A 23,808-nucleotide genomic window follows, 5' to 3' on the forward strand; every position below is an offset into this window, starting at 1 on the left:
GAACCGATCACCGAACCCCACCGGCTCACCCACCTCGACGTCCACCGACGCGACCGCCTCGGCGGCATCCTGCACGAGTACCAACATACGGCGTGACCAGCGCGGACGCGGTTCTTGGCACCTACAAGGTTCTCGCCGACGCCGGCATTCAAGTCGTCCTCAGCGGCATCCGAATGCCGAGAATGAACTCGATTATGGAGAGGTGGGTGCAGACACTCCGCCACGAACTCCTCGAGCGGACTCTCATCTGGAACGAGCACCATCTCCGCCACGCACTCCACGAGTTCGAGCAGCACCACAATGCCCACCGGCCCCACCAGGCCATGAACCAGGCAGCACCGCTACGCGCTGTCCCCGAACCCATCACCGACCCTGGACGAATCACCCGCCTCGACATACGCCGACACGATCGCCTGGGAGGAGTCATCCACGAGTATCAACACGCTGCTTGAGCTGCGTGGATGAGGTTTCCGGCAGGCGCAGTATCCGAATCCTGGGCGCCACCGCACACCCAACGGCGGAGTGGATCGTGCAGCTCGGGCGCAACCTCCTCATGGACCTGGAGGACGCGGGCAGCAGGGCCAGGTTCCTGATCCGGGACCGCGACTCCAAGTTCACCGCCGCCTTCGACGCCCTACTCACCGACGCCGGACTCGAGGTCATCACCACTGGCATCCAGATACCCCGGATGAACTCCATCATGGAGCGTTGGATACAGACTTGCCGGCACGAGCTCCTCGACCGCACCTTGATCTGGAACCAGAGCCACCTACTCCACGCGCTCCGTGAGTTCGAGACCTTCTACAACGAGCACCGACCGCACCGAACGCTGAAGCAGGCCGCGCCCCTTCGCCCACTACCCGAACCGGTCAACCTGCCAGCGCACATCACACAGCTGGAAGTCCGCCGACGAGACCGACTCAGCGGAATCCTCCGTGAGTACCAACATGCCGCTTGACCAGGCCGGATGATTATTCGGCACCCGCACAGTTCGAGCTGCACCACAACGCTCACCGACCCCAGCAAGCGATGAACCAGGCAGCACCACTGCGCGCGGTCCCCGACCGATCACCGATGTCGGGCGAATCATCCGTCTCGGCATACGCCGCCGAGACCAGCTCGGTCGAGTGATCCACGAGTACCAACATGCCGCTTGAACTGCGTGGATGAGGTTTTCGGCAGGCGCAGGGTCACTCGCCTTCGCTGACCCGGAACACGGTGTTGCTTTCGCCTACGCGATGAACCGCGTCATCGGCGGCGACGATGTGCGTGCGGCCTCGCTGGCCGAGGCAGTGCGCCGATCTCTGGCGTAATGATCTGGGGCCGCGCGCGTTGTGATCATTCGGGAAGCCATGAACCGCTTCACTTATAAGCGGCGACAAAACGTACGGGTTCGGCAAGTACTTCTGTAGCGGCTGTCAGGTCCGCCAGTCGGGCCGACAGCGTCGCCTCCGCCAGGCGCGGCGGCAGCGCGTCCCCGAACTTGAGCCCCCGCACCGCCCGTTCGTCGACAGCGGGAAGGCAGAGCCGGTCCGGAGCCTCGCTCAGGGCGTTCTTCCAGGTCGGCGGCGTAAGGTCTTCGCGCAGGCGGATCCAATGGTCGTTGATGCGCTGAGCCGGTACGGCGATCCCCTCCAGCGTGGCGGCCAGCGTCGCGTTCGCCCGGTGGCCTGCCCAGGTCCACCAGCGGAGTTGTCCCGATTCGTCGCGCACGATCAACGTACCGCCCGGGTGGACCTTCTCCAGGAAGACCTCACGCGCCTCCTTGAGCGCCGTAGTGGCACGTTGGGTCAGGGCGACGGGCGGATCCGTGCCGAGCAACACCTCGCGCACGGCGCGGGTGACCTCGAAGGAGGTGCCCTGCCCGAAGCCCGTGCCGCTCCACTTGGCCTTTCCTCCGCCGTCGGCCGGCTCGACGAAACAGCGTTTGCGGCGCCAGTCGATGTAGGTGACCTGCCAGCTGCGGCCGGCGAGGAGGAGTCTGCGGGCGCCGGCAACCCTCTCGGTGAGCAGCGCGGGGTCGGTGCGGCCGATCTCGGTGCGGCCGTGGAGGACGGTGAACTGCGGGGGTGCGGTGAAGACGGCGGTGAGGCTCATGAAGTGGCGGTGGCCGAAGCGCCGTTCAGCTTCGGGCCCGATGAACAGCATGCCGCCTTCCTGATCGAGGTATCCCTCCTCGACCAGGTGGCGGACGATCGGCTCGGCCGGTCCTCCGAACGGTCCGAGGCCATTCCACCACTCCTGCCAGAGCCGGTCTCCTACGCGGTGTTCCTGTAGGCAGAGGGCGAGCAGCTGCTGGGCGACGATGTGCCGGGGTTCGGGCGGCGCGGTGACCGGTTCGACCCAGCCTCGTGACCACTGGAGCAACAGTCCTGCGGCGGCAAGGAGTCCGCCCTGGTCGAGGGTGAGGAAGAGGCAGTTGCGGGTCGTGCCGGGGCGGCGTCCGGTGCGGCCCAGGCGCTGCAGGAAGGAGGCCACCGAGATGGGCGCGTCGATCTGGATGACCCGGTCTAGGTCGCCGACGTCGATGCCCAGTTCCAGCGTGCTGGTGGCGATGATGACGCAGTCGCGGGCCTCGGCGAACGCGGTCTCCGCGCGCCTGCGTTCGTCGAGGGAGAGGGAGGCATGCGAGAGGAACGCGGTCACGCCCTTCGCCCGCAGCTTGGCGCCCAACTCCTCGACCAAGCGCCGCGATTCGCAGAAGACGAGCCGCTTCTCGCCCCGGTGGAGGGCGCTGATGACGGTGGCCGCATTGTCGAGCGAGCCGACGTAGTCGACCTGGATGTCACCGGGTGGTACGGAAGCCGGTGTCGGCTGTGCCCCGGCCAGGTGGGGCGCGATCACGCGTCCGGGGCGCCGACCTGCCCCGGATCCCTGGAGCCAGGTGAGCAGGGCTTCGGGGTTGCCGACGGTCGCGGAGAGGCCGACGCGCTGCAGGGAGCGGCCCACGACGCGCTGCAGGCGCTCCAGTACGGCGAGCAGGTGCCAGCCGCGGTCGTCTCCGGCGAAGGCGTGGACCTCGTCGACGACCACGGCCCGCAGGCCGGAGAAGAAGGACGCGTGGTCGACGTTGACGCTGACCAGCATGGCTTCCAGCGATTCTGGAGTGGTGAGCAGCACGTCGGGCCGGGACGCGAGGATGCGCCGCCGAGCGCCGGCCGGTGTGTCGCCGTGCCACAGGGCCGCGGTCCGGCCGAGCCAGGCGGTGTAGGTCTCCACGCGCGGCAGCAGGTTGTTCAGCAGCGCCTTGAGCGGACACACGTACAGCACCGATGTGCCGGACCAGCCCTGAGCGTGCATCCGGGACAGCAGCGGGAAGCAGGCGGCTTCGGTCTTGCCGCCGGCCGTCGGGGCCAGCAGCAGCGCGTCGTCTCCCCCCGTGAGCGGGGCGACGGCGGCCTTCTGGAGCGGACGCAGGTCCTTCCAGCCCAGGGTGTTGACGATGTGGTGGATCAGCGCCGGTTCCAGGCCGTCGGGGGTGGTCACGGCAGGTCCAGCTCGACGTCATCCGCCCGGTCGGCGGCTGCGTTGCGTTCGGTGTCCGTCAACTCGCCCGCCGAAACGGTGAGCTGGTAGTGCTTGCGCGGGTCGAAGTCCTCGAAATCGTCGACGCGGTCGAGGACGTCGGCGACGAGCTTGCGGAGGAAGACGCGGGGGGCGATGCCGACGTTGCCGCCCAGACCTCCTGTGACGGCGGTGGCGAGTTCGCCGACGTAGGCGTCGTCGACCCGGGCGGTGACCCGCTCGGGGTGGCGGGCCGCACCCCGGTAGAGATCCCGCACCCTCCGGCCGAGTTCCCCCAGGCGCGGCAGATCGAAGCCGGGCAGCCGGAGCTGGACGGCGCGGGGCGAGTCGAAGCGGGCGTCTGTGGTGAAGTCGGTGGCGAGCCGCTGGGCCAGGGGCGGGAGCCGCTGGACGCCCTGCTGGCCGTCGTAGAACGCCGGGGTCCCGGTAATGACGAGGAAGAGGCCGGGGAAGCGTCCGGCGTCGATCTCGTCGAGGAGCTGGCGCAGTGCGTTGAGGCCCTTCTCCCGGACGTCGCCGCGGACGCGTTGCAGGGTCTCCGTCTCGTCGAGGACGAGGAGCAGCCCCGGGTGGCCGCAGTCGCGCAACACAGTCAGCAGACCTTGGAGGAAGCCGAGCGCGGCGAAGTGATCCAGGTCTCCGCGTACTCCGGCGGCCCGGCGGGCGGAGGCCGCCACGGACTTCTGGCCGCCGAGCCAGGCGATCAGGGCTTCCGCGGTGGCGCCGTCCCCGTCGGTGACGGCACTGCGGTAGCCGCGCAGGGCGGCGGCGAACGCGGGGGTGGTGCGGGCGACGTCGGCGAGCCGGCGTTCCATCAGCGTGTCCACGGCCGCTGCGAGGGCCACGTCGTCGTCCTCGTCGATCTCCGAGCCGTCGAGGACCTCCTCCTCCAGGGTGTAGAACCACGAGTCGACGACGGCCCTCAGTGCGCTGGGCTGGTGGGTGGCGGTGGCCAGGCGTTCAGTGAGCCGGCGGTAGACGGTCTCCAGTCGGTGCAGCGGTGTCTCGGTCTCGGAGATCTGCACCTCTGCCGTGGCGAGTCCGGCGCGTTTGGCCCGCTCGGCCAGCCAGCGGGCGAAGAAGGTCTTGCCGGAGCCGTAGTCGCCGCGGACGGCGTGGAAGGAAGCACCGCCGCGGGTGACGGTGGCCAGGTCGTCGTCCAGAGCGGCTTCGAACCGGTCCAGTCCAACCGCGAACAGGTCGAGCCCGGACTGCGGGACGGTGCCGCGCCGCAGGGCGTCGATGACCTCGCGGCGCCGGACCGCGCTCACGGAGGCGAGGTCGGTCATGCCTTCTCCTCCCCCGGCTGTCCGTCTTCCTCCGTCTCCAGGGCGTTCTGCTTCGGCAGAAACTGCTCGCGCAGGAGCGGCACGTCGAGCTTGACCGCGTGCCCGCCGTCGATGAACCCGAGGACGGGGTACCCCTCGACGTTCAGCAGCCGCTGCACCGTGGCGACGAAGCCCTCGATGTTGCGGCGGACCCGCCCGGTCGCGGAGATCGCCGCGGCGAGAGCGGCCGGGGACATCGTCCCACCCGCCGAGACGAGCGCGTCGACGACTGCGGCCACCACCTTCGCCTCGGGCGCCTTGCGGACGTACTCCTTCTGGGCCGCGTATACCTCGCTGCTCACCACCGTGGAGCCGAGCGACTCCGTCACCGGCGGTGCGGCCTCCGCCCGGGCGGACGGTCGCGCGTCGACGGTCGGCGCGCTTCCGGCGCTTCCGGCGGGTTCGGCGGGTTCGGCAGGTCGTGCGGGGGAGGGCGTCACCGGATGACCGGCGGGCACGGCGGCGGGCTGCGGGACCTCCCGGGTGACGTGCGTCCGCCACCAGCCCGGCGTGGACAGCTCGCGCGGCAGCGGCACCCAGTCCTTCGGGGCCTCCTCCCCGGGGGGCAGCAGGACGAGCACCGGGACGGTGACTTCGGCCAGGGAGGCTCCGCCGTGGTATCCGGCCCGCCGCCCGGTGTAGCGGATGTCCTCGCGCCACGGCAGGATCACTGCGCCCCCGCCCTCTCTCACTCTCGGGCCGTCGACGGCGATCTCACCCTTCCCCGCCGCGTCACCAGTGCGCCAGCGGGCGGACTCCGCTCCGTCGGCCGCTGCCGTCGGGGCGTCGGCGCGGCTGCGGCGCTCCAGGACGTGGCCGTGGTCGGAGACCAGGACGACTGGGCGGCCGTAGCTGCGGGCGGCGGCGAGAAGTTCGCGCAGGTGTGTGACGTCGGCGAGGGACCAGGTGGTGCCGCGGCCCTGCCGACCGTTGTCCAGTGCCTCGTCGATGGTGTTGAGGACCACGCCGACCACAGCGTCGGAGGCGAGAGCGGTCATGAGGTCGTGGGAGAGCGCGTGGCCCGCCTCGCCGCCGATGGCGGCCTTGTGGAAGAGGACCGCGGTCCTGCGCCGCCGTTTCCAGAAGGCGGTGAAGCCGCTCGTCTCGGTCGACTGGCCGCCGTCGGCCGCCTCGCCCGCCAGCAGGGAGGCACGGCTGACGCGGGTGACGGAGGGCAGCATGGAGACGGCGGCGAGCCGCGCCGGGACCTGTCCGGGCTCCGGGCGAGGCACGATCTCGCGCCAGCCGTCGCGTTCGGCCTCCTCACCGAGTTGGGCGGCGACCGCGCTGCTCATGCCGTCGAGGACGAGGACGAGCGGGGCGGCCTGGCCGGTCAGCGGGCGTACGACGGTGTCCAGCACGTTCTCGACGACGAGGCAGCCGTCGGGGTGCTGGGCGGTGGCGTGCGCGGCCCAAACGGCGAGCCGCCGGGCGAACTCCTGGTCGAGGCGCTGCCTGCGCTCACGTGCCTGCTCGTAGAGGGCGCGCAGGTCCCGGCCGGTCTCCAGATCGCCGCCGGGGTCGCCGGCCCACAGCACGGTGAGCGCCCGGTCCACCCAGCCCCAGTCGGAGACGTGCGCCCTTACGGCCGCGGCCACGCTGGTGACGGCGGGCTCGGGGCCGCTGAGCCAGCGCGCCACCCGTACGGCCGTCTCGGCGGCCTGGACTTGGTCGGCGCGGAGGCCGGCCAGGGTGTGACCGAGCAGGTCGGCCAGCGCGGCCTCCCCGGCGGCCGGGGAACGGCGTGCCTCCGCGACGGTGCGGCGCAGTTGCGCGGTGAAGCTGGAGGGAAGGAAGCGGCTGGCGGTGAGTCCGGGGGTCAGGCCCGCCTTGTCGGCCAGTTCGTCGGCCCTCTCCAGTACGGCGTCGACGCGCAGGCGGGCGTCCTGGCTGGTGCGGGCGTCGGCGATCCAGCGGGTGAGGGTTCCCTCCACGGCATCGGTGAACACGGCGAGTTCCGACCGTCGGGGCATGACCTGCCCGAACAGTCCGCCGAGGGCGAGCACGGTGTCGGGCTGGGCGGCGGGGTCCCGCAGTGCGGCGCCGAGCAGTCCGAGCGGCAGGGCGTCGTGGCCGAGTCCGGCCTCGGCGAGGGACAGCAGGACGGGTACGGCCGGTCCGGCAACCTCCGCGAGCCACTTCTTCAGTTCCGCGCGCTCGGTGGCGCCCAGTTCGGCGAACCGCGTGGGTCCGGCGGGCGTGCGCGACCAGGCGAGCAGCGTGTCGGCGTCAAGGGTGACCTGCCCGTCCTGGCCGGAGGAGCCGTGAAATGCGCGTAGGCCGAGCCGTTCGGCTGTCAGGGCGCGCAGGGCCGCGTCCCGGGTCAGCACTCCGCCGACGCGCGGCCAGCCGCCTTCGGCGGGCTCCGCCTCGACCAGGGCTTCCAGCAGCCAGGGTTCGCGGTACATGCGGGGGTCCAGGGTGGTGGCGGCGAAGCGCTGGAGGACGACCTCAGCATTCTCGACGGTGAGGGTCTTGCGACGTACGGCTCTGCCGCGCACGTCCCAGCCGAGCTGCTCGTCGTCGACGCCCGTGGTCACCACGAGCACGTCGGAGGGAGCGGCCGCGCTCCTGTGCTCGTGCAGGGCGGCGACGACACCGAGGACGGAGGCTTCGTCCCGCACGTGGACGCGCCGCGCCTCGCCGTCCAGGGTGACGGTGAACCGGGGCGGGGCGCCGGGCGCGTACCGGCCGTGGACGAGCACGAGGCTGCGCTCGCGCAGGTCCTCGGCGTTCGCGGCGAGCAGGGCCTCGACGGTACGGCGGCCCACCCGGGGCTGGGCCGGGGCCATCAGCCGGCGGTCCCTTCGGCGCCCGGTTCCGCCGCGGTGCCGGCGGAACCGTCGGACCCGGACCCGGTGTCGGTGACCGGCTGCCAGGAGAGCTGGATGCGGGTGCCGGGGTGGTCGGCGAGGTAGGCGCGGATCTCGGCGTCGATCTCGGCGACCGTGGTGGCCAGCGACACCTCCAGCCGGGTGGGTTCGATGAGGTGGACGGCGCGCCGGCGACCGGACTGCGTCGGGACGGCAACCTCGGCACCGCCCCCGCCGCGGGAGGCGTCGTCCGGCGTGGAGGGCCGGCCCGGTGCGGGCGTCGAGGGGACGGAAGGCGTGCCGTGGTTGGTGAGGCTGACGTCCTCGGCGGTCGGCCCCGGCGCGTCGGGCGTGACCGGGGCTGCGGGCGGAGTGGCCGGCTGGGCGGGCTGCGCGAGGCGGGTAGCCTCGCGCATCAGGGCCATGACGGTGTCCGGGAGCCGGTCGAGGACGGGCACCAGCGAGACGGTCTGCTCGTGCTCGCGGGCGGTGCGCCGCACCTCGTCCAGGAACCGGGTCGCCCGCTCGCCGAGGCCATCCTGGCGTACGGCGAGGGTGCGGCGCACGTCCTCCAGCAGGGACCACTGGGTGCCGCGCAGCGCGGCGGCGACCTCGGGAGCGTGCCGCAGGGCGCCCGCGATCTCCTCGTCGGTCACGTCGTACGCGGCGGCGGCCAACTCCCGCACGCAGGCGGCCGGTTCGGTGGTGCGCAGCAGGCGGGCGACGAGGTCGGCGGCGGCCTTGGTGGACTTCAGGCGGGGCGCGTCGGCGCCGGTCAGCCCGAGGTGGTGGGCGTGCTCCGTGAGCAGGGTGCGCACCTCGCCGAGGGCCACGCGGTGCTCCTCCGCGACCGCGCGCACGCCTTCGGCGAGCCGGGCGACGTTGCGGGCGAACAGGACCCGGGAGACGGCCCTGCCGAAGATCGTCCCGGCGCGGCCGAGCGCGGTGTGGAACTCGTCCTCGGTGGGCAGTTCCACGGCCATCAGCCCGTATCCGGGGCCGATCCGCTCCAGCTCCGGTGCCTTGGGCAGCGGCGAGGTCTGGTAGACCCAGGTGCGGTCGTCCAGCAGGGCGTACGTGGCGATGATCAGGTTGCTGACGTGGCGGTCGAGGCCGGTGTAGCCGAGCTCATCGATCCAGTCGCGGATTTCCTCCACGGACAGGTCCGGGCCGGCGTCGGGGGTCTCGGCTGCCTTCTTGTTGATGCGCAGGCGCCAGTCGGTCGTGACGTTCAGCGGCCCGTCGTGGACCTCGCCGAGCTGGAGGGCGTGCACGATCCGGCGGACGACGGGCAGGTGCTGGCTGTCGACCACGACGCGCCGGGAGCCGTCCTCCATCGCCCTCGTGATCCATTCGAGGGCGATCTTCAGCTCGCGGGTGGTGATGGCCTTGCGGGTGAGGCGCGGGTCGAAGTCGGGGTGCTTGGGGTGGCGGGCACTCAGGAGCCCGTCGGCGAGCAGGAAGAGGTTCTCCTCGAAGCCGACCGCCGGTTCGGGCCGGGTGCGGGTGAAGCCCGGCTGGAGCGAGATCAGGTGTTCGCCGTCGCGGACCTCGGCGCCCGCGGTGCCCGGGTCGGCCTTGTTGATGCCGTACAGCTGCAGCAGCGCGTCGGTGAGCTGGGTGGTCAGGCTGTCGCGGGACGCCTTGAGCTGGTTGCGGATCTGGACGCGCTCCTCGGCGGGGCGGGTCGCCGTGTGGTCGTCGAGCCGGTCGCGCTCCAGCAGGTAGTTGATCTTCAGCAGGCGGCCGAGGTTACGGGCCTTCTGCTCGGACAGGAAGTGCGGCAGCCAGACGATCGTCGGCGCCGTCTTCCCGGCGCGCTTCAGCCGCTCCACCCGCTGCGCGTCGTCCATCGGCGAGTGGTCATGGCTGTCGAAGGGGTAGTCGAAGACGAAGCGGATGTTGCCCTCGGTCTGCGGCTCGAACTCGGCGTCGGGCAGATGGGGGTCGCGGACGTTGCCGAACACGAACTCGACGGTGCGCTTGGTGCCGCGCCAGACGACGGGCCGCTCGCACACGAACGACTGCGTGTCGGGGATGCCCAGCGCGGCCCACAACTGGTCCTTGATCCACTGGCGGCGGTAGCCGTCCTGGTCGGCGACGCCCTGTACCTCCTCCAGCAGCGGCTCCACGTCCAGGTCGGACAGGTGCAGGTGGAAGACGGGGTCGGCGGGGTCACCCTCGCTGCGCAGCTCGCCGTCGAACCCCTCGGCCTGGAGCGCCTGGAGACGCTGGACGGCGACGGCACCCGCGTCACCCACCCGGGTCCTGATCGTGCCGTGGTTCAGCGCGGCGAGCCGGCCGCCGGTGAGCCGGGTCAGGGCGGGCACGTTGGGGGCGAGGGAGGCCAGCAGCAGCGTCTTGACGAGCCGGTCGTCGGTCCGGAAGCGCTTGTCGTCCTCGGAGCCGTACTTGTTCAGCAGGTGCTCGCGGACGCGGGCGTGGAAGCGGTGGGCGATCTCCGACTCCTTGCGGAGCTTCGCGGTGAACGCCTCACCGGTCCGCGCGGCGATCACGTCCCACAGGTCGCCTATCGGGATGAGCTGGCCGAGCCGCAGGTCGTCGCGGTGCCGCCGCAGCAGCTCCTGCACCAGCTTCAGACCGGTCCGCTCGCGCTGGAGCGCGCCGGAGAGGTCCACCAGCACGTTCAGCAGCGCCGGGGACAGCGGGTACAGGGTGCGGAAGTCGTCCCAGCTCGCCTCCGTGCGCCCCTGCGCGTCGAGCAGCACCTGCCGCACCTCGTCTCGCGACGACTCCACGAGCTTGAACGCGTCGTCGCGCGCCTGCTCCATACCCGGGCGCGGGGCGAGCACCCGGTGCTTGATGATCTCGACTAGGTTGCTGTCCTCCAGCTCCACGACGTCGATCCGGCCGGCGAGGTAGTCGACCTGCTGTTCCAGGTTCTGCACGTCGGCGCCGGCCACGTCGGAGCCGATCAGCTGGGACAGGTCGCGCTGGCGAGAGATGAACGACACGATCGGCACGGGCCGGCCACTGTCGCCGGACTCGATCAGCTTGACCAGCCGCTGCACCTGGTCGCGGACGAAGTCCTGGTCGCCCATGTGCGCCTGGAGCCACAGGATCAGCTCGTCGAGGAAGAGGACGACACCGTCGTAGTTCAGCGACTGGGCATGGCGGGAGATGACCGTCAGGCCGTTCTCCAGCGGGATGAAGGACTGCGCGTCGCCGCGGGCGGCCTGCGTGTAGCCAGCCATGGGCCCGGTCAGCAGCGCCGACACCAGCCGCTCCCGTTCCTCGCTGCCGGGCGGGGCGGCGAAGGCGCGATCCAGCTCGGCGGTGCTCCAGTCGCCGGTACCGGGCAGGTCGGTTCCGGCGTCGATGCCTGGCAGATCGTCCTCGTCATCCGCGCCGGACGCCGCGTCCCCGCCGGGAGCGGTGGCCGCCGCCCCGGCGCCGAGCCACTGGCGGAACTTGTCGTCGTCGGCGAGGAACTTCCGCTGCCGGTCCGCGTCGGCGAGCAGCGCGTCCGATCGGTAGACGGCGGGGGTCGGCGCGTCCTTGTGCAACTCCCGCACGGTGTGGACGTACCCGCCGAGCAGCGCCGAGTCGAGGTCGGTCGATCCGACCAGGTGGTACGGGATCATCAGGAACCGGCTGCCGCCCAGCCAGTCCCGGTGCTCGGCGACGACCTCCGTCAGCCCCGGTTTGTTCAGCGCACCCTCGTGGCCGTTCAGTACGGCGTGCAGCACGGTCAGGAAGTGGCTCTTACCGGCACCGAACGAGCCGTGCAGGTACGCGGCGTGCGAGTCGCCCGTGCGGACGGCCTTCGCGACGATACCGAGCGACGTGCGGAACGCCCTCTGCAGCTGCTCGGTGACGACGTACTCTGCCACCCGCTCGTCGGCCTCGTGAAAGCCCTGGGAGAGGTCGACCTTGAAATCGCCCGCGTGGACGTCCTCCTTGATGTCGATGACATCGCGGAGGAACAGCTCTGTGGTCGACATCAGGCGATCATTCCCTCACTGTGCTGGCGGCCGGCCCGGACAGCGCCCCCCTCTAGTTGGCGCGACGTCCATCTTGCCAGGTGGATAGGACAGCGGGGGGAGAGATCGTGACGCCTCCGGAAGGTGGTGTCACGGTGGGTGCCCGCCTGAAGGCGGATCGCCGGGGGCGCTCACGCGGGGTGTCCGCCGCGGGCCCCTCCACCGAGGTCCACCTCCGCCCACACCGTCTTCCTCGGCCAGGTGCGCTCGCTCACTCCCCAGCGGGAGGCCAGCGCCTCGACCAGGAACAGGCCCCGGCCCCCGTCGGCGTCGGCGGCCGCCGGGGCCAGGCACACGGGCAGGGCGGGATGCGTGTCGGACACCTCGACGCGTACGAGCGCGGCGACGGGCCGGTGGACCAGGGAGGAGAGCAGGGCGGCTCTCCCCTCGCCCCGCTCTACGCGTCGCCCAACTCCGGCTGTTCGGTCGTCTCCCGACGCTGTACGGCCTTCCGCCCTCGCGTCTTCCGTACCGGACGCCATTCCTTCATCTGCGCCTCGCTCACGCTGTGCATGCGCAGGTAGCGCTGGAACTCCGCCTCCAGGTCCTCGGCCGGCGAGCCCTCCCACTCGTCGTCGTAGGCGCTGTACCACTGGCGTACCCACGGCATGACCTCATGCAGTCCGGCGAGTAGTGGTACGAGCCGCTCGGCGCCCCATGCGTCGCTCTTCACCCGTGTGTCGATGAGCTGCGTGAGGGCCAGCGCCTGGTCCTTGTGGTCCCAGCCGGCCCAGCCGAGCATCAGCGTGGAGTCGCTGTCGGGGCCCGCCTCCGGGTAGGAGATGAACCGTTCCTTGGGCACGTCGAGCTTGCCCCGGTGGGTCCAGTAGGACTGCTTGAGGAAGTCGGAGGACTTGTACCGGGTCGGCGGGTCGATATCGAGCCGCGTGCCCGTACGGTCCTCCTCGCGCTGCTTCTCCCAGACCTTCTCCCACTCGCGGCGGGTGCGCAGGCCGGAGTCCTTGTAACGCATCGCGGCGAGGTAGGGCACGTGCTCGTCGGCGATGATCTCGTTGAGGACCTGTGGGAGGGGCAGGTCCGGCTTCTTCAGGTGGTCGGCCGCGTAGAGCGCGGCGACGGACGTGAAGTCGGGGTCCGAACCGAGCTGGTCGGCAAGGTTGTTGACGGTCAGCGTCCGGGGACGGCGCAGCCCGTCACTCACCTCGAACCACAACTCCTCGTCCTCGCAGCGGCCCAGCAGCCAGTTCCGCAGCGCGGCGCGTTCCTTCTTCTCCCACTGGTCGGTCGCCCAGCGGCGCTTGCACTCCGGGCGCTCGATGAGGGCGATGTCCTTGCGGCTGGTGATCAGGTCGATACGGGCCTGGACGATCTCGCGGTACCAGTCCGGCCAGTGGGCGGGGATCTCGGTGACGGGGGTCGAGCCGTGGCGCCGGAACCACTCTCTCACCGCCTCGTCACCCTCGGCTTGGGGCGCGATGACGAACTCGAACGCCCGCTCGCCGAGTCTAACGTCGGGGAGGTCGGCAAATCGGTCGGGAGGCGTCACAGTTCGAGCGACCTCGCGGTCGGTGAGCAGTCCGTAGAGACCGTAGACCTGCCAGTCCAGCTCCTCTTGCAGGGCGATCATGCGGCGACGGACCTTGCCGTGTTCGGCCGCTGCGTCATTCAGCACTTGTCGCGTGGGTACGACAGTCGCGGCCACGGCCGAAGGCTCGAACTCGGCAAGCTTCTGAGCCTGGGCGTCGAGGGCGCGGCCGAGGTGGAGCGGGAGCTTGGCCGGGAGCGGGAACTCTTGCAGCTTGGTGCCGGTGAACTCGTAGAAACGCTCCCATCCGGAGCTGGTGATACCACCGCCTTCACCCCGATTTCCCTTGTCGTGACTAACCTGCTTCAGCCAGAAACAAGCCGCCGAAGAATTGAGCACCCCCAACAACTCCAGATGCTCGTCCTCCCCGGCCCCCTCGGGTAGCTTGATCACGGGAGCGGACTGCTTGAACACCTTCCCGCCCCGGTCCAGCACGAAGTGGTTGTGCGTCGCCACGAACGCGAACGCAATGGACAGCGGGCTCCGGAAGCGGCGCGGGAAGAACATGCTGTGGTCGTACCAACGCAGCCCTCTCTGCTCCGGCGTCTCACCGAAGTCGACGCGTTGCCACAGCACAGTTCTGTTGGGCCACAGGAACTCGTGCTCACACTGATCCAGCTCGCGCGGCTCCCCGTCCGACGAGTAGGGGAAGAACGTCCGAGTCGGCGCTGTCAGGGCATAGTCCCGCAGCCCATCGCCCAGCACGACTGGGACACACCCGTTCGCCAGACCTCGGGTATGCGCAGCGGTGTACGGCAGATAGAAGGCGTCGTCCAGGCCCGTATGCGTGGTCCGGCCGCTCTCCAGCAGCACGTCCGACAACCTGCGGCGAATACGGTCGAAGTGCGCGAACAGCTCCGCCGCCCCACCGCCACTCACCGACCACGGATGCGCGGAGAAGGCAGCCGCTGCCGCGTCCTCCACCGAAACCCACTCCGACTCGCTCCCCGGCTTGCCCACCTGCTCGACGATCGCCCGCCACACGGCCCCCTGCGACGCGTCCTCCGGCTGCGCAGGCTCGCCCCGCACACCCAGCACCGCCCGCACCCTCCGCTCAGGACTGGGCACCCGGTTCCGCCCGACCAGAATCACCGTCGGCGTGCCGTGCCCCGGAATGAAGGCCCCCGAGGTGTCGATCACATGAGACAGCTCGACCCGGTTCCGGAAGACGACCTCGATCAGCTTCTTGCCGAACTCCCGCTTCATGAAGGAGTTCGCGGTGATCTGCCCCACGAACCCACCGCCGCCCAGCCGCCCGCCGGGCCCCTTCACCGCGAGCTCGAACATCCGCTGAGCGAACGGCACCGACAACGCGTACGTCCCCGCGCACGCGTCGTATGCCGCCCGGTAGTTCTCGTTCTCCTGCTTGTCTTTCACCGTGATGTACGGCGGGTTCCCCACCACCACGTGATACGACCCGCGCCCCAGAAGGTCCACCCGCTTCGCGTACTCCCACACGTCCTCCGTGGCGTACGCGTAGGTCTCCCCTTTCTCGCGCCCCACGACCGCCTCCGCGAACAGCGTGTCCAGGTCGGTCTGGATGCCCACCGCATCACGGCCGTGCAGCAGGGAGTCGCCCACGGCCACGTTGATGGGGAAAGGCGGCGCTTCCGCCAACCGCCGCGTGCCCGCAGCGCGCATCGCGGCAACCAGAAGGCGGAAGCGGGCGATGCTCGCGGCGAAGGGGTTTTTGTCGCAGCCGTGGACGGACTCCAGGACCCGGCGGACCAGCGTCCAGTCGTCCGTGCCGGGTTCCGCCTGGCGCCACTTGCCCAGCAGGCGGTGGAAGATGCCCAGCAGGAAGTGGCCGGAGCCGCACGCCGGGTCGATGGTGCGCAGGCCGCGGCGTTCGCGGCCGTCGGGGCCGGTCCAGACCGGGTTGAGGCCGAAGCCCTGGCCGTCGTCCACAACCGCCGGTTCCAGGGTCAGGTCGAGGATGAACTCCTCGACGAACTCCGGGGTTTGCAGCAGCGCGTACGTCTTGCGGGCATGCTCGCTGAGGTCCTGGTAGAGGTCGCCGAGGAAGCGGGTGTCCCACTCGGGGTCGGTGAAGTCGTAGCGGATCTCACCGTCCGCGCCCCAGCGGCGCCAGAACATCAGCAGTTCCGTCGCCGTCTCGTAGCCGGGGGTCAGACCCCACAGCGGGTTGTGCCGCTCGTCGAAGAGGCCGGCGGCGGTCTCGTTGGTGCTCGCCAGGTGGCGGAACGCCTCGATGAGCCAGTCGCGGTTGTTGTGCTGCGGGTAGGAGCGGAAGTGCGCCTCGTGCCGGGCCTCCGCCTCGGCGAGGCGTTCACCGGGGCCAGCGAGGTACGGCTCGTCGATGAGGCCGTTATCCTCGCAGAAGCGGACGAAGACGCAGCCCAGCACCCACGCCACCGCGGCCTGCGTGACGCGCTCGTCGCGCCAGGCCGGGTAGGACAGGGCGGTGCGCCGGGCCTCCTTGGCCTCGCGCCACTCGCGGTCCAGGCGGGTGCGGAACTCCTCCTCGGACTCGCTGCGGTCCCGCAGGTCGTCCTCCAGGTCGACGACCAGCTTCTTCAGGTCCTTGAGCAGGGCCGCCCGGTCCGTGCCCGTAGTCGTCACCGTCACTCTTCGCTTCCTTCTCCCTGCACCGCGTCAGCGCCCCACCGCGTCAGCCGCGGACCGGACCTCCCATCCTGCCGCACCCGTGCCCCCGTGCGGCGGCCCAGGGTCGTCGCGATCTGGGAAAAGCCGCCGCGGACCTCTTGATCGGCTCGTTAAAGTGATCGTCGTGACGGCCTCGACACCCTCCGCGACACAGCCGGCGCCTGCATTCGCGACGGCGAGCAGGAACCACTATCGCGCGGCCACGCTGGCCGCCGCCAAGGACCTGCGGATATCCGCCGACCATCTGGCCGGGTTGGCGGCGGAATGCGGCATCAAGGCCATCCTGGCCGACTTCCTGGGTTCCCGGCTCAACACGCGGAACCGGCTGGAGAACGCCGAAGTGGCCACCGTGAAGGGCACCCCGGGCAACCGGACGCGGAAGCCGCAGGAACACGGACACCTCCCCGAGCTGTGGGAACACCTCACCGCTGTCGCCCACCGCCGCCGGGGAGGCGGATCGGGCGCGCTGTTCACACAGCTCATCTGGAAGAACCCGTTCGCCGGCTGGGACATCGGTGACCGCTACTGCGACGGCACCACGATTACAGACGCCGCTCTCGACCGTCATCTGAAAGCCGCGTACGACCTCATCGCCGCGCACGAGCAGGCGAGCATCCTGGGGACGAGGTCCCACGCATGAGCCGTTCCCCCGTGCGGTTCGACACCGCCTGGCAGGCCGCCCTCGACCACGCCCAGCAGGCAGCGGCACAGTTCGGCATGGACGTCGTCGTCACCCGGGACGTGTTGGGCCGGGCCTGCCTCCTCATCGACGACCGGCGAAGCCCTCTCGCTCCCGATGACCCCGCCGTGGTGGCGCTCGCGGCCGCGTTCACCTCTGCCACGCGCCCTTTCACCGGGCTGGAACCCCTCCTCTTCGGCGACAAGCTCTTCGCGCCCGAGCTGTACTTCGACGCCGACGACCGCGTGGAGGTCACCCCCCGGCGGGCCACCGGAACCGGATCCGGCAGTGTGCATGTCCTGGAGCGGACCGTCATCGGCACCGACTGGGCACGGAGCACCCCCGCGCCCTCTGCCGGGGCCTCCCGCCGCCGGGACCGTAGGGTGGCGCTGTACGGCTTCAAGGGCGGGGTCGGGCGCACCACCGCCACTGCCGTCCTCGCCCGGTACCTGGCCGGAACGGGCCGCTGCGTGCTCGTGGTGGACCTCGACCTGGAGTCCCCGGGCGTGTCCAACCTGCTAGAGGACCCCGCCGGCATCCCCCTCCACGGCATCGTCGACCACCTGATAGAGGGCGGTGTCGGCAACGCCGACGACCTGGAGCTGGTGGCGCGCAGCTCCGCGCTGCCGTTCAGGGGCAACGGGGAGGTGTGGCTGGCGCCCGCGGGCGGCTCACCGCTGGAAGGGGAGCCGTACGACTACCTCGCCAAACTGAACCGCATCTACAGCGACCTCGCCGGGCTCAACCCCGGTGACGGCGACCGGCGTTTCGCCGCGCGACTTGAAGAGGCCATCGCCGCCTGCGAGGACCAGGTGACCGAGCTGTCGCGGCCACCGGACGTCGTCCTGCTGGACAGCAGGGCCGGCATGCACGACATCGCGGCGGTCACCCTGACCCATCTCAGCGGGCTCGCCCTGCTGTTCGCGGTGGACAACCCGTCCACCTGGGAGGGCTACAAGATGCTGTTCACGCAGTGGCAGCGGCGTCCGGCCCTGGCCCGGGAGCTGAGGGAGCGGCTGCGGATCGTGGCGGCCATGTTCCACTCCGCCGGGGACGCGAAACGGCTGCCCGCCCTGCGCGACCGCGCCCAGGAGCTGTTCGCCACGACGCTCTACGACCAGCTCGACACGGACGAGGACGGCACGGACGACGAGAGGGACGAGCTGTACCACCCTCCGCTGGAGGACGACGACGCGCCGCACGCGCCCATCCCCATCCTGTTCGGCAACGATCTGGTGGGGCTGGACCCCCTGCGCAGCCGGGACTGGCCCGAGCTGCCGTTCGTCGAGGCCGCGTACCGGACGTTCACGACTACGGTGGAGCGTCTGCTGCCGCCACCGCACCCCGCCCCGGAGCGTTCATGACCGCCGCACCGACCACGGACGAGTACCGCACCCTGATCACCAGGGCCCTCGGTGTCGCGCTCGACGCGGACACGGACAGCCCCGACCTGCGACGGCTGTTCACGCCGTCCAGCCACCGCCTCGCCCTCGATCCGGACGTGACCGTGGTCAGGGGAGCCCGTGGCACTGGCAAGACCTACTGGGCGAAGGCACTGACCGACCCCGAGCTGCGGGAGGTGGCCGCAAGGTCGTACATGATGCCGCGGCTGCGGCGGGTCAGGGTCACCACAGGGTTCACCACAGGAGGTGGCAGCGACACTCCGTACCCGAGCAAGCGCAAGATCGCCAGACTGCTGCGCGAGGTGGCCAGTCCTGAGGTCTTCGAGTTCTTCTGGTACTCGGTCGTCATGATGGCGCTCGGTGTACCGGAGATCGCGAGCATCCCCGACTGGGCCGACCGCATCCGATGGGCCGCGGAGAACGAGGACGCCTACGAGGACGCCCTGCGCAAGGCCGACCGGGAAGCCAGGGACAGCGGGGAGACGCGCGTGCTGCTCTTCGACGCCCTGGATCATCTCCACGCGGACCGGTCGACGGCCGACCGGCTGGTGTCGGCGCTGTTCCAGGTGGCACTGGAGCTGCGGCTGACCACGGGGGCGCTGCGCGCCAAGATCTTCGTACGCCCGGACATGTATGACAGCGCGCCCAAGAGGTTCCCGGACGCCTCCAAGCTCGGGGCGAACGCGGCCGACCTGGAATGGAGCCGGGAGAACCTCTACGGGCTTCTCTTCCACCGGCTGGGCAACGATCCAAGCGCCGAGGCGGAGAAGTTCCGGGCCCAGTACGGCGAGTGGCGGGTGGAGGGCGAGGGGCGGTTCATCGCGCCGGTCGACGTGATCGCCGACGAGAAGTGCCAGGAAAAGGTCTTCGTCTCGCTGGCCGGGCCGTACATGGGCACCGACCGGCGCAAGGGCCACACCTTCACCTGGGTTCCGAACCACCTCCAGGACGGCAAAGGACGGGTGAGCCCGAGGACCTGGCTGCTCGCCCTACGCTCGGCCGCGGCCCTGACGACGGAACGGTATGCCGGACACCCGTACCCGCTGCACTACGAGGCGATCCGGGAAAGTCTGCACGAGGCATCGCGGGTCCGAGTGGAAGAGCTGACTGAGGACATCGCCTGGGCCGCTGCCGCCATCGAGCAACTCGAGGGCGGGCAGGTGCCGATGGAGCCGTCACACGTCCGTCAGTGCTGGGAGCGGGGCGGGCTCGCCGAAACGCTGCGCCGGATGCGGGAGGACGACGGCGAGAGCAGCGGTCCCCGTGACGCCGGTGACCCACTCGCACTGATAGAGGAACTGGTGGATCTCGGCGTCCTTACCGAACGCACCAGCGGCGCCCTCGACCTCCCCGACGTGTACCGGCTGGCGTTCAACATCGGTCGCAAGGGCGGGGTGCCCCGCAAGTCCTGAGGCGTCGGCCGGCGCTGGCCGGCCGCCGCTCAGCCCGTGTCGGCCAACACTCGCAGCGAGTCCAGGAACTCCTTGTCCAGGTGCGCCCGTTCGCCGTCGCCGCCGATCACCTCCACCGTCCGGCCGTCCAGCTTCGGCTCCTGCGCACGTGTCTCGACCGTGCTCAGCAGCCACAGGCCGTGCGGGGCGTCGGCGGGGCGGCGGGCCGCGCTCTGGAGCCGGACCAGGAAGGCGTGACCGCCCTCGTCCCAATACCGGGCGACCAGGCCAGAGTCGTGGAGGAACAGCACGGTGCGCGGCGCGTCGGCGCGGGCCAGTACCGCCTCCTCCACGCGCTGCCAGACCACCCGGACGAAGGACGCCAACCCCGGCTTGATGTTGCCGGGAGTGGAAAGGCTGTCGGCGCGCAGGACCTTCTGCCAGTCCTGTCCCTTCTCTGCGGCCAGGGCGCGGAAGGCGGTGAGGAACACGGCCGACAGGTCCACGGCCTCGACTGGGAAAGCGGCCGCGACGGTCTCCGCCGCTCCAGCGAACGCGTTCGCCTTCACTGTGAGGGCGAGGAAACCGCCCCGCTCCGCAACGGCGGCAAGCCGCTCCCGAAGCGGGCCGTGCGGGTCCTCCCTGTCGGCCCGGGTGACGGGGGTGGGCGGCTGGTAACTGGTGAGGGCGCCGGTGGAGCTCCACGGGCCCCGCGACTCCGGTGCCCTGGGGACGAACTTCTCCGCCTCGTCGTCGTAGACGAGGTCGAAGCGCGCCCCTTCCAGGGCGTCCAGCAGTTCCACATGGGTGGGTTCCCGGGAACCCGACACCAGGTCCAGGCCCGGAAAACGTGCGCGCAGCCGCGCCACCAGCTCGGCGACGGTGATCCCCCGGTCCCGGCGGACGCCCGCGCCCGCCTGGGAGATGCGCAGCGCCCGCTCGAGGCTCAGGTCACGCGGATATAGCTCCAGCCGGGGCGTGGCCGCGACACCGGGGGCCGTCGCCGCGGCGAGGGACACCAGACGGGTGTCGGCGAGCGGGGCCAGACCGTCGGGCGCGGCCACGGAGCGCAGGACGCGCAGGACCTCACCGCGGCCGGGCAGCGGGTCCTGCCGTGCCAGTCGTTCGGCGGCCTGGCCGAGGAGCGCCGCGTAGTCCGCCAGCTCTCGCGGGCTTGGGTCGTCTGAGCCCGGCAGGGACTCAGCGGCGAGCAGGACGGTCTCACCGCGCCGGTGCACGTCGAACCGGGGTTCGTGCTGCCCGTCGGGATCCTCATCCGGTCGTTCGGTGGTCTCCGCGTCGGCCGCGGCCCGGACGCTCGCCAGGGCCCGGGCGAGCGTCCGCTCGGGCGTGTCCGACCCCGCGCCGTGGCGGGCGCGGAGTTCGGCCGCGGCCTCGGTGGCGGTCATCACCCGGCCGACGGACTGGATGATCTCGGTCAGCTCGGCGCGGACCGGCTCCAGCCAGTCCGTCTCCGCCCACCTCCTGATCTCGTTGCGGTGGTGCCGGGAGACGGAGGTCTGCTTGATGCCCAGGTGGTCGGCGATCCGGGCCTGCACGGGCCAGGCGCCGAGCGGGGAGAGTCCGCCGTCGTCCGGGGGCAGGCCCAGGGTGAGGCGTACGACGTCGGCGCGGTGGGAGCCTTTGCGGCCCGGCTCGGGGGCGAGGAGCGCCGCCATGTCGTCTATCGACAGGATGCGGGCCTCGCCGTCGCCGACGGCGGACTGCTTCGGGGCGGCGGCGTCCGGCGTCTGCCTGCGGGGTGCGTACGGCGCAGCCGGGCGCAGCGCGGTGGCCCACTGCCTGCGGCGCCGGTTGAGTTCCTTGCGGACGAGGTTTCCCGAGCCGCGCGCCTTGGAGATGGTGTACGGCTGGATGTCCAGCAGCTGGCCGACCGTTGTAGCGCCCAGTTGGCCAGCCACCGACACGGCACGCGGGGAGAGGCCGGCGGCGTCCAGCGGCGTCGTCAGGTCAGCCGCCGCGGCGGCGCGGTCGCGGGCCTTCTCCGGATCGTCGGACGAGGTGCCCACGGTGGAGGGGGTAGTGGCGGGGGCGGTCGCGTCGGCCGCGCGGAACACCTCCCGCCAGGCGTCCCACATCTGCCGCAGCGTGTCGAAGCGCTGCTCGGTGTCCCGGTGCAGCGCACGTTGGAAGAAGTCCGTGAGTCCCTCGCGCAGCGCGGGCTCGAACAGCTCAGTGGCAACGCGGAGTTCGGCGGACTCGTTCGTCAGCGGGTCGAGCTGCCCCTCACCCCACAGCGGGCGCTCCCCGCTCGCCATCTCGTGGAGGGTGACCGCGGCCGCGTACCGCTCGGCGTGGTCGTCGTAGTGAGCGCGGCGCATCGAGCCGAGGAACGGGTCGAGGTAGCCGCGCGTGCCGGCCTTCACGTCCCGGTCGGAGGCGTCCGTCAGGGAGAAGTCGAACAGCTTGAGCTGCCGGGTGCGGTCCTTGCGGCGCTGGATGCCGAAGTTATCCGGCTTGATGTCACGGTGGCGCACGCCCTGCGCGGCGAGCTGGTCCAGGGCGCGGAACAAGTCGTCCGCGAAGCGCTCCAGGTCGTGGTAGCTGAGCTTCCCCTTGCCGCGCAGCCGCTCGCCAAGCGACTGCTCACCGGCGTACTCCAGCTCCAGGACGGTCCGCCTACCGAGCTCCCGCAGCCCCTCGCCGCGCAGCTGGACGACGGAGCCGCCGCCGACCTTGCGCAGCGCCCGTTCCTCGGCGCGCAGCCGTCCCGCCTTCTCCTCGTCGAGGGCGACCTTGAAGACGTGCTCGTCGATCTGGGTGCGGCCGTCCTCGTCCTCGGTGGCCCGCTCCACGAGCAGGGCGCGGGCGGTGGCGCCGGTGCCGAGGACCCGGCGTACCGTCCACTCGGCGTCCAGCGCCTGCCCCGGCACCGCTTCGAGCGGGTCGACGCAGGCCGCCGCCGGTGAGTCGGGCAGGACACTGGCGCGTTCGGCTTCGTCCAGCAGGTCCAGGAACGCCTCGGCCGAGCCCAGGCGCTCGTCGACGTCGGCACGGGACGCCCGGAAGACCAGGTCGTCGAGGGCGTCGGGCAGACCGTCGGCCACCGCGAACAGGCGCAGGCCCCCGTCGCTGCGGAGCCGTTCGGCGAGGTCGCTGCGCTGGGTTGCCGGCGGGCGGCCGGTGAGGATCAGGTAGGCGAGCGCGCCGAGCCCGAAGATGTCCAGGTCGGCGGGGTCGGCGTACGGCTGGTCCGACTCGGGGGCGAGGTAGACGCGGGCCGCGTCCTCGATCAGGGCGACGTCGAGGGCGGAGCCGCCGATGGAGCGGAAGAACGTGGCGTTGCTGTCGAAGTCCCGCGCCGCGGTCTGCCAGTCGGTGATCCGCAACTCGGGAGCCGTACCGTCGGCGCGGAACGACACATAGACGGAGCGGGCCGCTAGCGCCCGGTGGTAGAGGGAGCGGTTGTGCGCGTAGCGGACCGCCTCGGCGAGCTGCCGGACCAGGTCCAGGCGGATCTCGGGCGTGAGTCTGCCGCCGTAGGTGTCCAGGTACTGGTCGAGGCGCAGATCGCCGTGCCGGTGGCGGAAGAGGATCGCCGGTCCGCCCTGGTGCTCGCGGAAGTCGAGCGCGTCGACGATCCCACGGTGGGTGATGCCCTGCAGCACCTGGTACTCGCGGCGCGCGGCGCGCTCGGTGGCCCTGCGGGCCGCCTCCGTCGCCATCTGGCTTACCAGATAGATGCGGACCCGGCCCTCCTCGTGGACAAGGCCGTCGTCCCGGGTGGCCAGGCGATCCTCCCAGGACGGCCCGGCGTCCAGCGGGTGCGGCTCCATCTTCCAGGCGTCGCCGAAGCGGAGGTGGGCCGCGGACTGGCGGATCCCGATCGCCTTGAGCAGCTGCGGCAGGGTGTGCCGGGAGAACTCCGGCGTGATGCGCCGGTCGGGACGGTCCGGGGGCAGGCCGAGGAAGTCCTGCCAGATCCGCTTCAGGCCGCTGCCGCCGTCGTCACGGCCGTAGACCTTGATCTGCTGGACCTCGTCCAGATGGCTTTCCAGGTCGGGCGACGACAGGAACACAGCGGGCTCGACGCGCGGGACCACCCGCTCGGACAGGCCCAGCTTGCGGGCCGCCCACTGGAGCTGGCTCTTCAGCTCCTTGGACTTCAGGTCGGTCAGGTGCAGCGGGTTGTTGATGGTCCGCATGCGGTCGGGTCCCTGGAAGTTCCAGGTCGACCCGGTGTTGCGGAGCTGCCCCGGATGCCCCTTGATCTCGATCAGGAAAAGGCCGGCGGGAACGGCGACCAGCAGATCGCACTCGTTGACGCGGCCGGACATCGCGGTGAAGGAGAAGGTGGCCCAGGCGCGGAACGGCTCGGCCTGCGGCATGAGCCCCCGCACATGGTCCAGCGCGTCCTGCTCCCACGGGTACGGCGAGGGACGCTCCTGGAACCACTGCCGGGCGGGGCGCGGCGGGCCCGGCTTGGGTACGCCGGGCCTCGGTGCCGACGCGCCTGACTGAGCTGTCACC

11 protein-coding genes and 1 pseudogene are annotated in these 23,808 nt (G+C 71.0%); 5 read left to right on the plus strand and 7 right to left on the minus strand.

The genetic code is table 11. The annotated features are described in order from the left end of the window. The first annotated feature begins 92 nt into the window (after positions 1-92). Both P3G67_RS33380 and P3G67_RS33385 read left to right on the plus strand, forming a co-directional pair. A complete protein-coding gene (locus P3G67_RS33380; RefSeq protein ID WP_391858404.1) occupies positions 93-452 on the plus strand; it encodes an integrase core domain-containing protein in 360 nt (119 codons plus the stop codon). 26 nt (positions 453-478) lie between these two features. Further along, a pseudogene (locus P3G67_RS33385) lies at positions 479-958 on the plus strand (integrase core domain-containing protein); the annotation flags it as partial. Positions 959-1,362: 404 nt separating this feature from the next. Here P3G67_RS33385 and P3G67_RS33395 read toward each other — a convergent pair. From P3G67_RS33395 to pglX, 6 genes are all read right to left on the minus strand, one after another. Beyond that, entirely contained in the window at positions 1,363-3,486 is a 2,124-nt protein-coding gene (locus tag P3G67_RS33395) for a DEAD/DEAH box helicase (protein ID WP_276096849.1), read from the minus strand. After that, positions 3,483-4,814: a BREX system ATP-binding protein BrxD gene (brxD, locus tag P3G67_RS33400; RefSeq protein WP_276096850.1), complete on the minus strand. Its 1,332-nt coding sequence runs from the start codon at positions 4,812-4,814 to the stop codon at positions 3,483-3,485. Before brxD ends, P3G67_RS33395 begins: the two co-directional genes overlap by 4 nt. Continuing rightward, positions 4,811-7,645, minus strand: a complete 2,835-nt coding sequence (gene pglZ / locus P3G67_RS33405) for a BREX-2 system phosphatase PglZ (RefSeq protein ID WP_276096851.1) — start codon at positions 7,643-7,645, stop codon at positions 4,811-4,813. The genes brxD and pglZ overlap by 4 nt, the downstream gene beginning before the upstream one ends. Then, positions 7,645-11,631: a PglY protein gene (locus P3G67_RS33410; RefSeq protein ID WP_276096852.1), complete on the minus strand. Its 3,987-nt coding sequence runs from the start codon at positions 11,629-11,631 to the stop codon at positions 7,645-7,647. The genes pglZ and P3G67_RS33410 overlap by 1 nt, the downstream gene beginning before the upstream one ends. A gap of 170 nt (positions 11,632-11,801) precedes the next feature. Beyond that, on the minus strand, positions 11,802-11,993 hold the full coding sequence (locus P3G67_RS33415) for a hypothetical protein (RefSeq protein ID WP_313881806.1): 192 nt from the start codon (positions 11,991-11,993) through the stop codon (positions 11,802-11,804). A 74-nt stretch (positions 11,994-12,067) separates the two neighbouring features. Then, positions 12,068-15,805: a BREX-2 system adenine-specific DNA-methyltransferase PglX gene (gene pglX, locus P3G67_RS33420; RefSeq protein ID WP_276096853.1), complete on the minus strand. Its 3,738-nt coding sequence runs from the start codon at positions 15,803-15,805 to the stop codon at positions 12,068-12,070. A 163-nt stretch (positions 15,806-15,968) separates the two neighbouring features. Between pglX and P3G67_RS33425 the strand changes: the two genes are divergently transcribed. Genes P3G67_RS33425 through P3G67_RS33435 form a run of 3 tightly spaced genes read left to right on the plus strand, consistent with a single transcriptional unit; the run spans position 15,969 to position 19,338 of the window. Continuing rightward, positions 15,969-16,484: a hypothetical protein gene (locus P3G67_RS33425; RefSeq protein ID WP_276096854.1), complete on the plus strand. Its 516-nt coding sequence runs from the start codon at positions 15,969-15,971 to the stop codon at positions 16,482-16,484. Next, the gene (locus P3G67_RS33430; RefSeq protein WP_276096855.1) at positions 16,481-17,887 is read left to right on the plus strand and encodes a KGGVGR-motif variant AAA ATPase; all 1,407 of its coding nucleotides are present in this window, start codon (positions 16,481-16,483) and stop codon (positions 17,885-17,887) included. Before P3G67_RS33425 ends, P3G67_RS33430 begins: the two co-directional genes overlap by 4 nt. Next, the gene (locus P3G67_RS33435; protein WP_276096856.1) at positions 17,884-19,338 is read left to right on the plus strand and encodes a hypothetical protein; all 1,455 of its coding nucleotides are present in this window, start codon (positions 17,884-17,886) and stop codon (positions 19,336-19,338) included. Before P3G67_RS33430 ends, P3G67_RS33435 begins: the two co-directional genes overlap by 4 nt. A 29-nt stretch (positions 19,339-19,367) precedes the next feature. On the opposite strand, the gene pglW is transcribed toward P3G67_RS33435, so the two are convergent. Continuing rightward, entirely contained in the window at positions 19,368-23,807 is a 4,440-nt protein-coding gene (pglW, locus tag P3G67_RS33440; RefSeq protein ID WP_276096857.1) for a BREX system serine/threonine kinase PglW, read from the minus strand. Position 23,808: the final 1 nt, after the last annotated feature.

The sequence above is a fragment of the Streptomyces silvisoli genome (assembly GCF_029269905.1).
GTDB lineage: Bacteria > Actinomycetota > Actinomycetes > Streptomycetales > Streptomycetaceae > Streptantibioticus_A > Streptantibioticus_A silvisoli_A.

What these genes read in the sequence shown, in the direction of transcription:
- P3G67_RS33430 (WP_276096855.1), top strand. Translation starts at nt 16,481, where the DNA reads ATGAGCCGTTCCCCCGTGCGGTTCGACACCGCCTGGCAGGCCGCCCTC.
- P3G67_RS33435 (WP_276096856.1), top strand. Translation starts at nt 17,884, where the DNA reads ATGACCGCCGCACCGACCACGGACGAGTACCGCACCCTGATCACCAGG.
- pglZ (WP_276096851.1), bottom strand. Translation starts at nt 7,645, where the DNA reads ATGGCCCCGGCCCAGCCCCGGGTGGGCCGCCGTACCGTCGAGGCCCTG.
- P3G67_RS33410 (WP_276096852.1), bottom strand. Translation starts at nt 11,631, where the DNA reads ATGTCGACCACAGAGCTGTTCCTCCGCGATGTCATCGACATCAAGGAG.
- brxD (WP_276096850.1), bottom strand. Translation starts at nt 4,814, where the DNA reads ATGACCGACCTCGCCTCCGTGAGCGCGGTCCGGCGCCGCGAGGTCATC.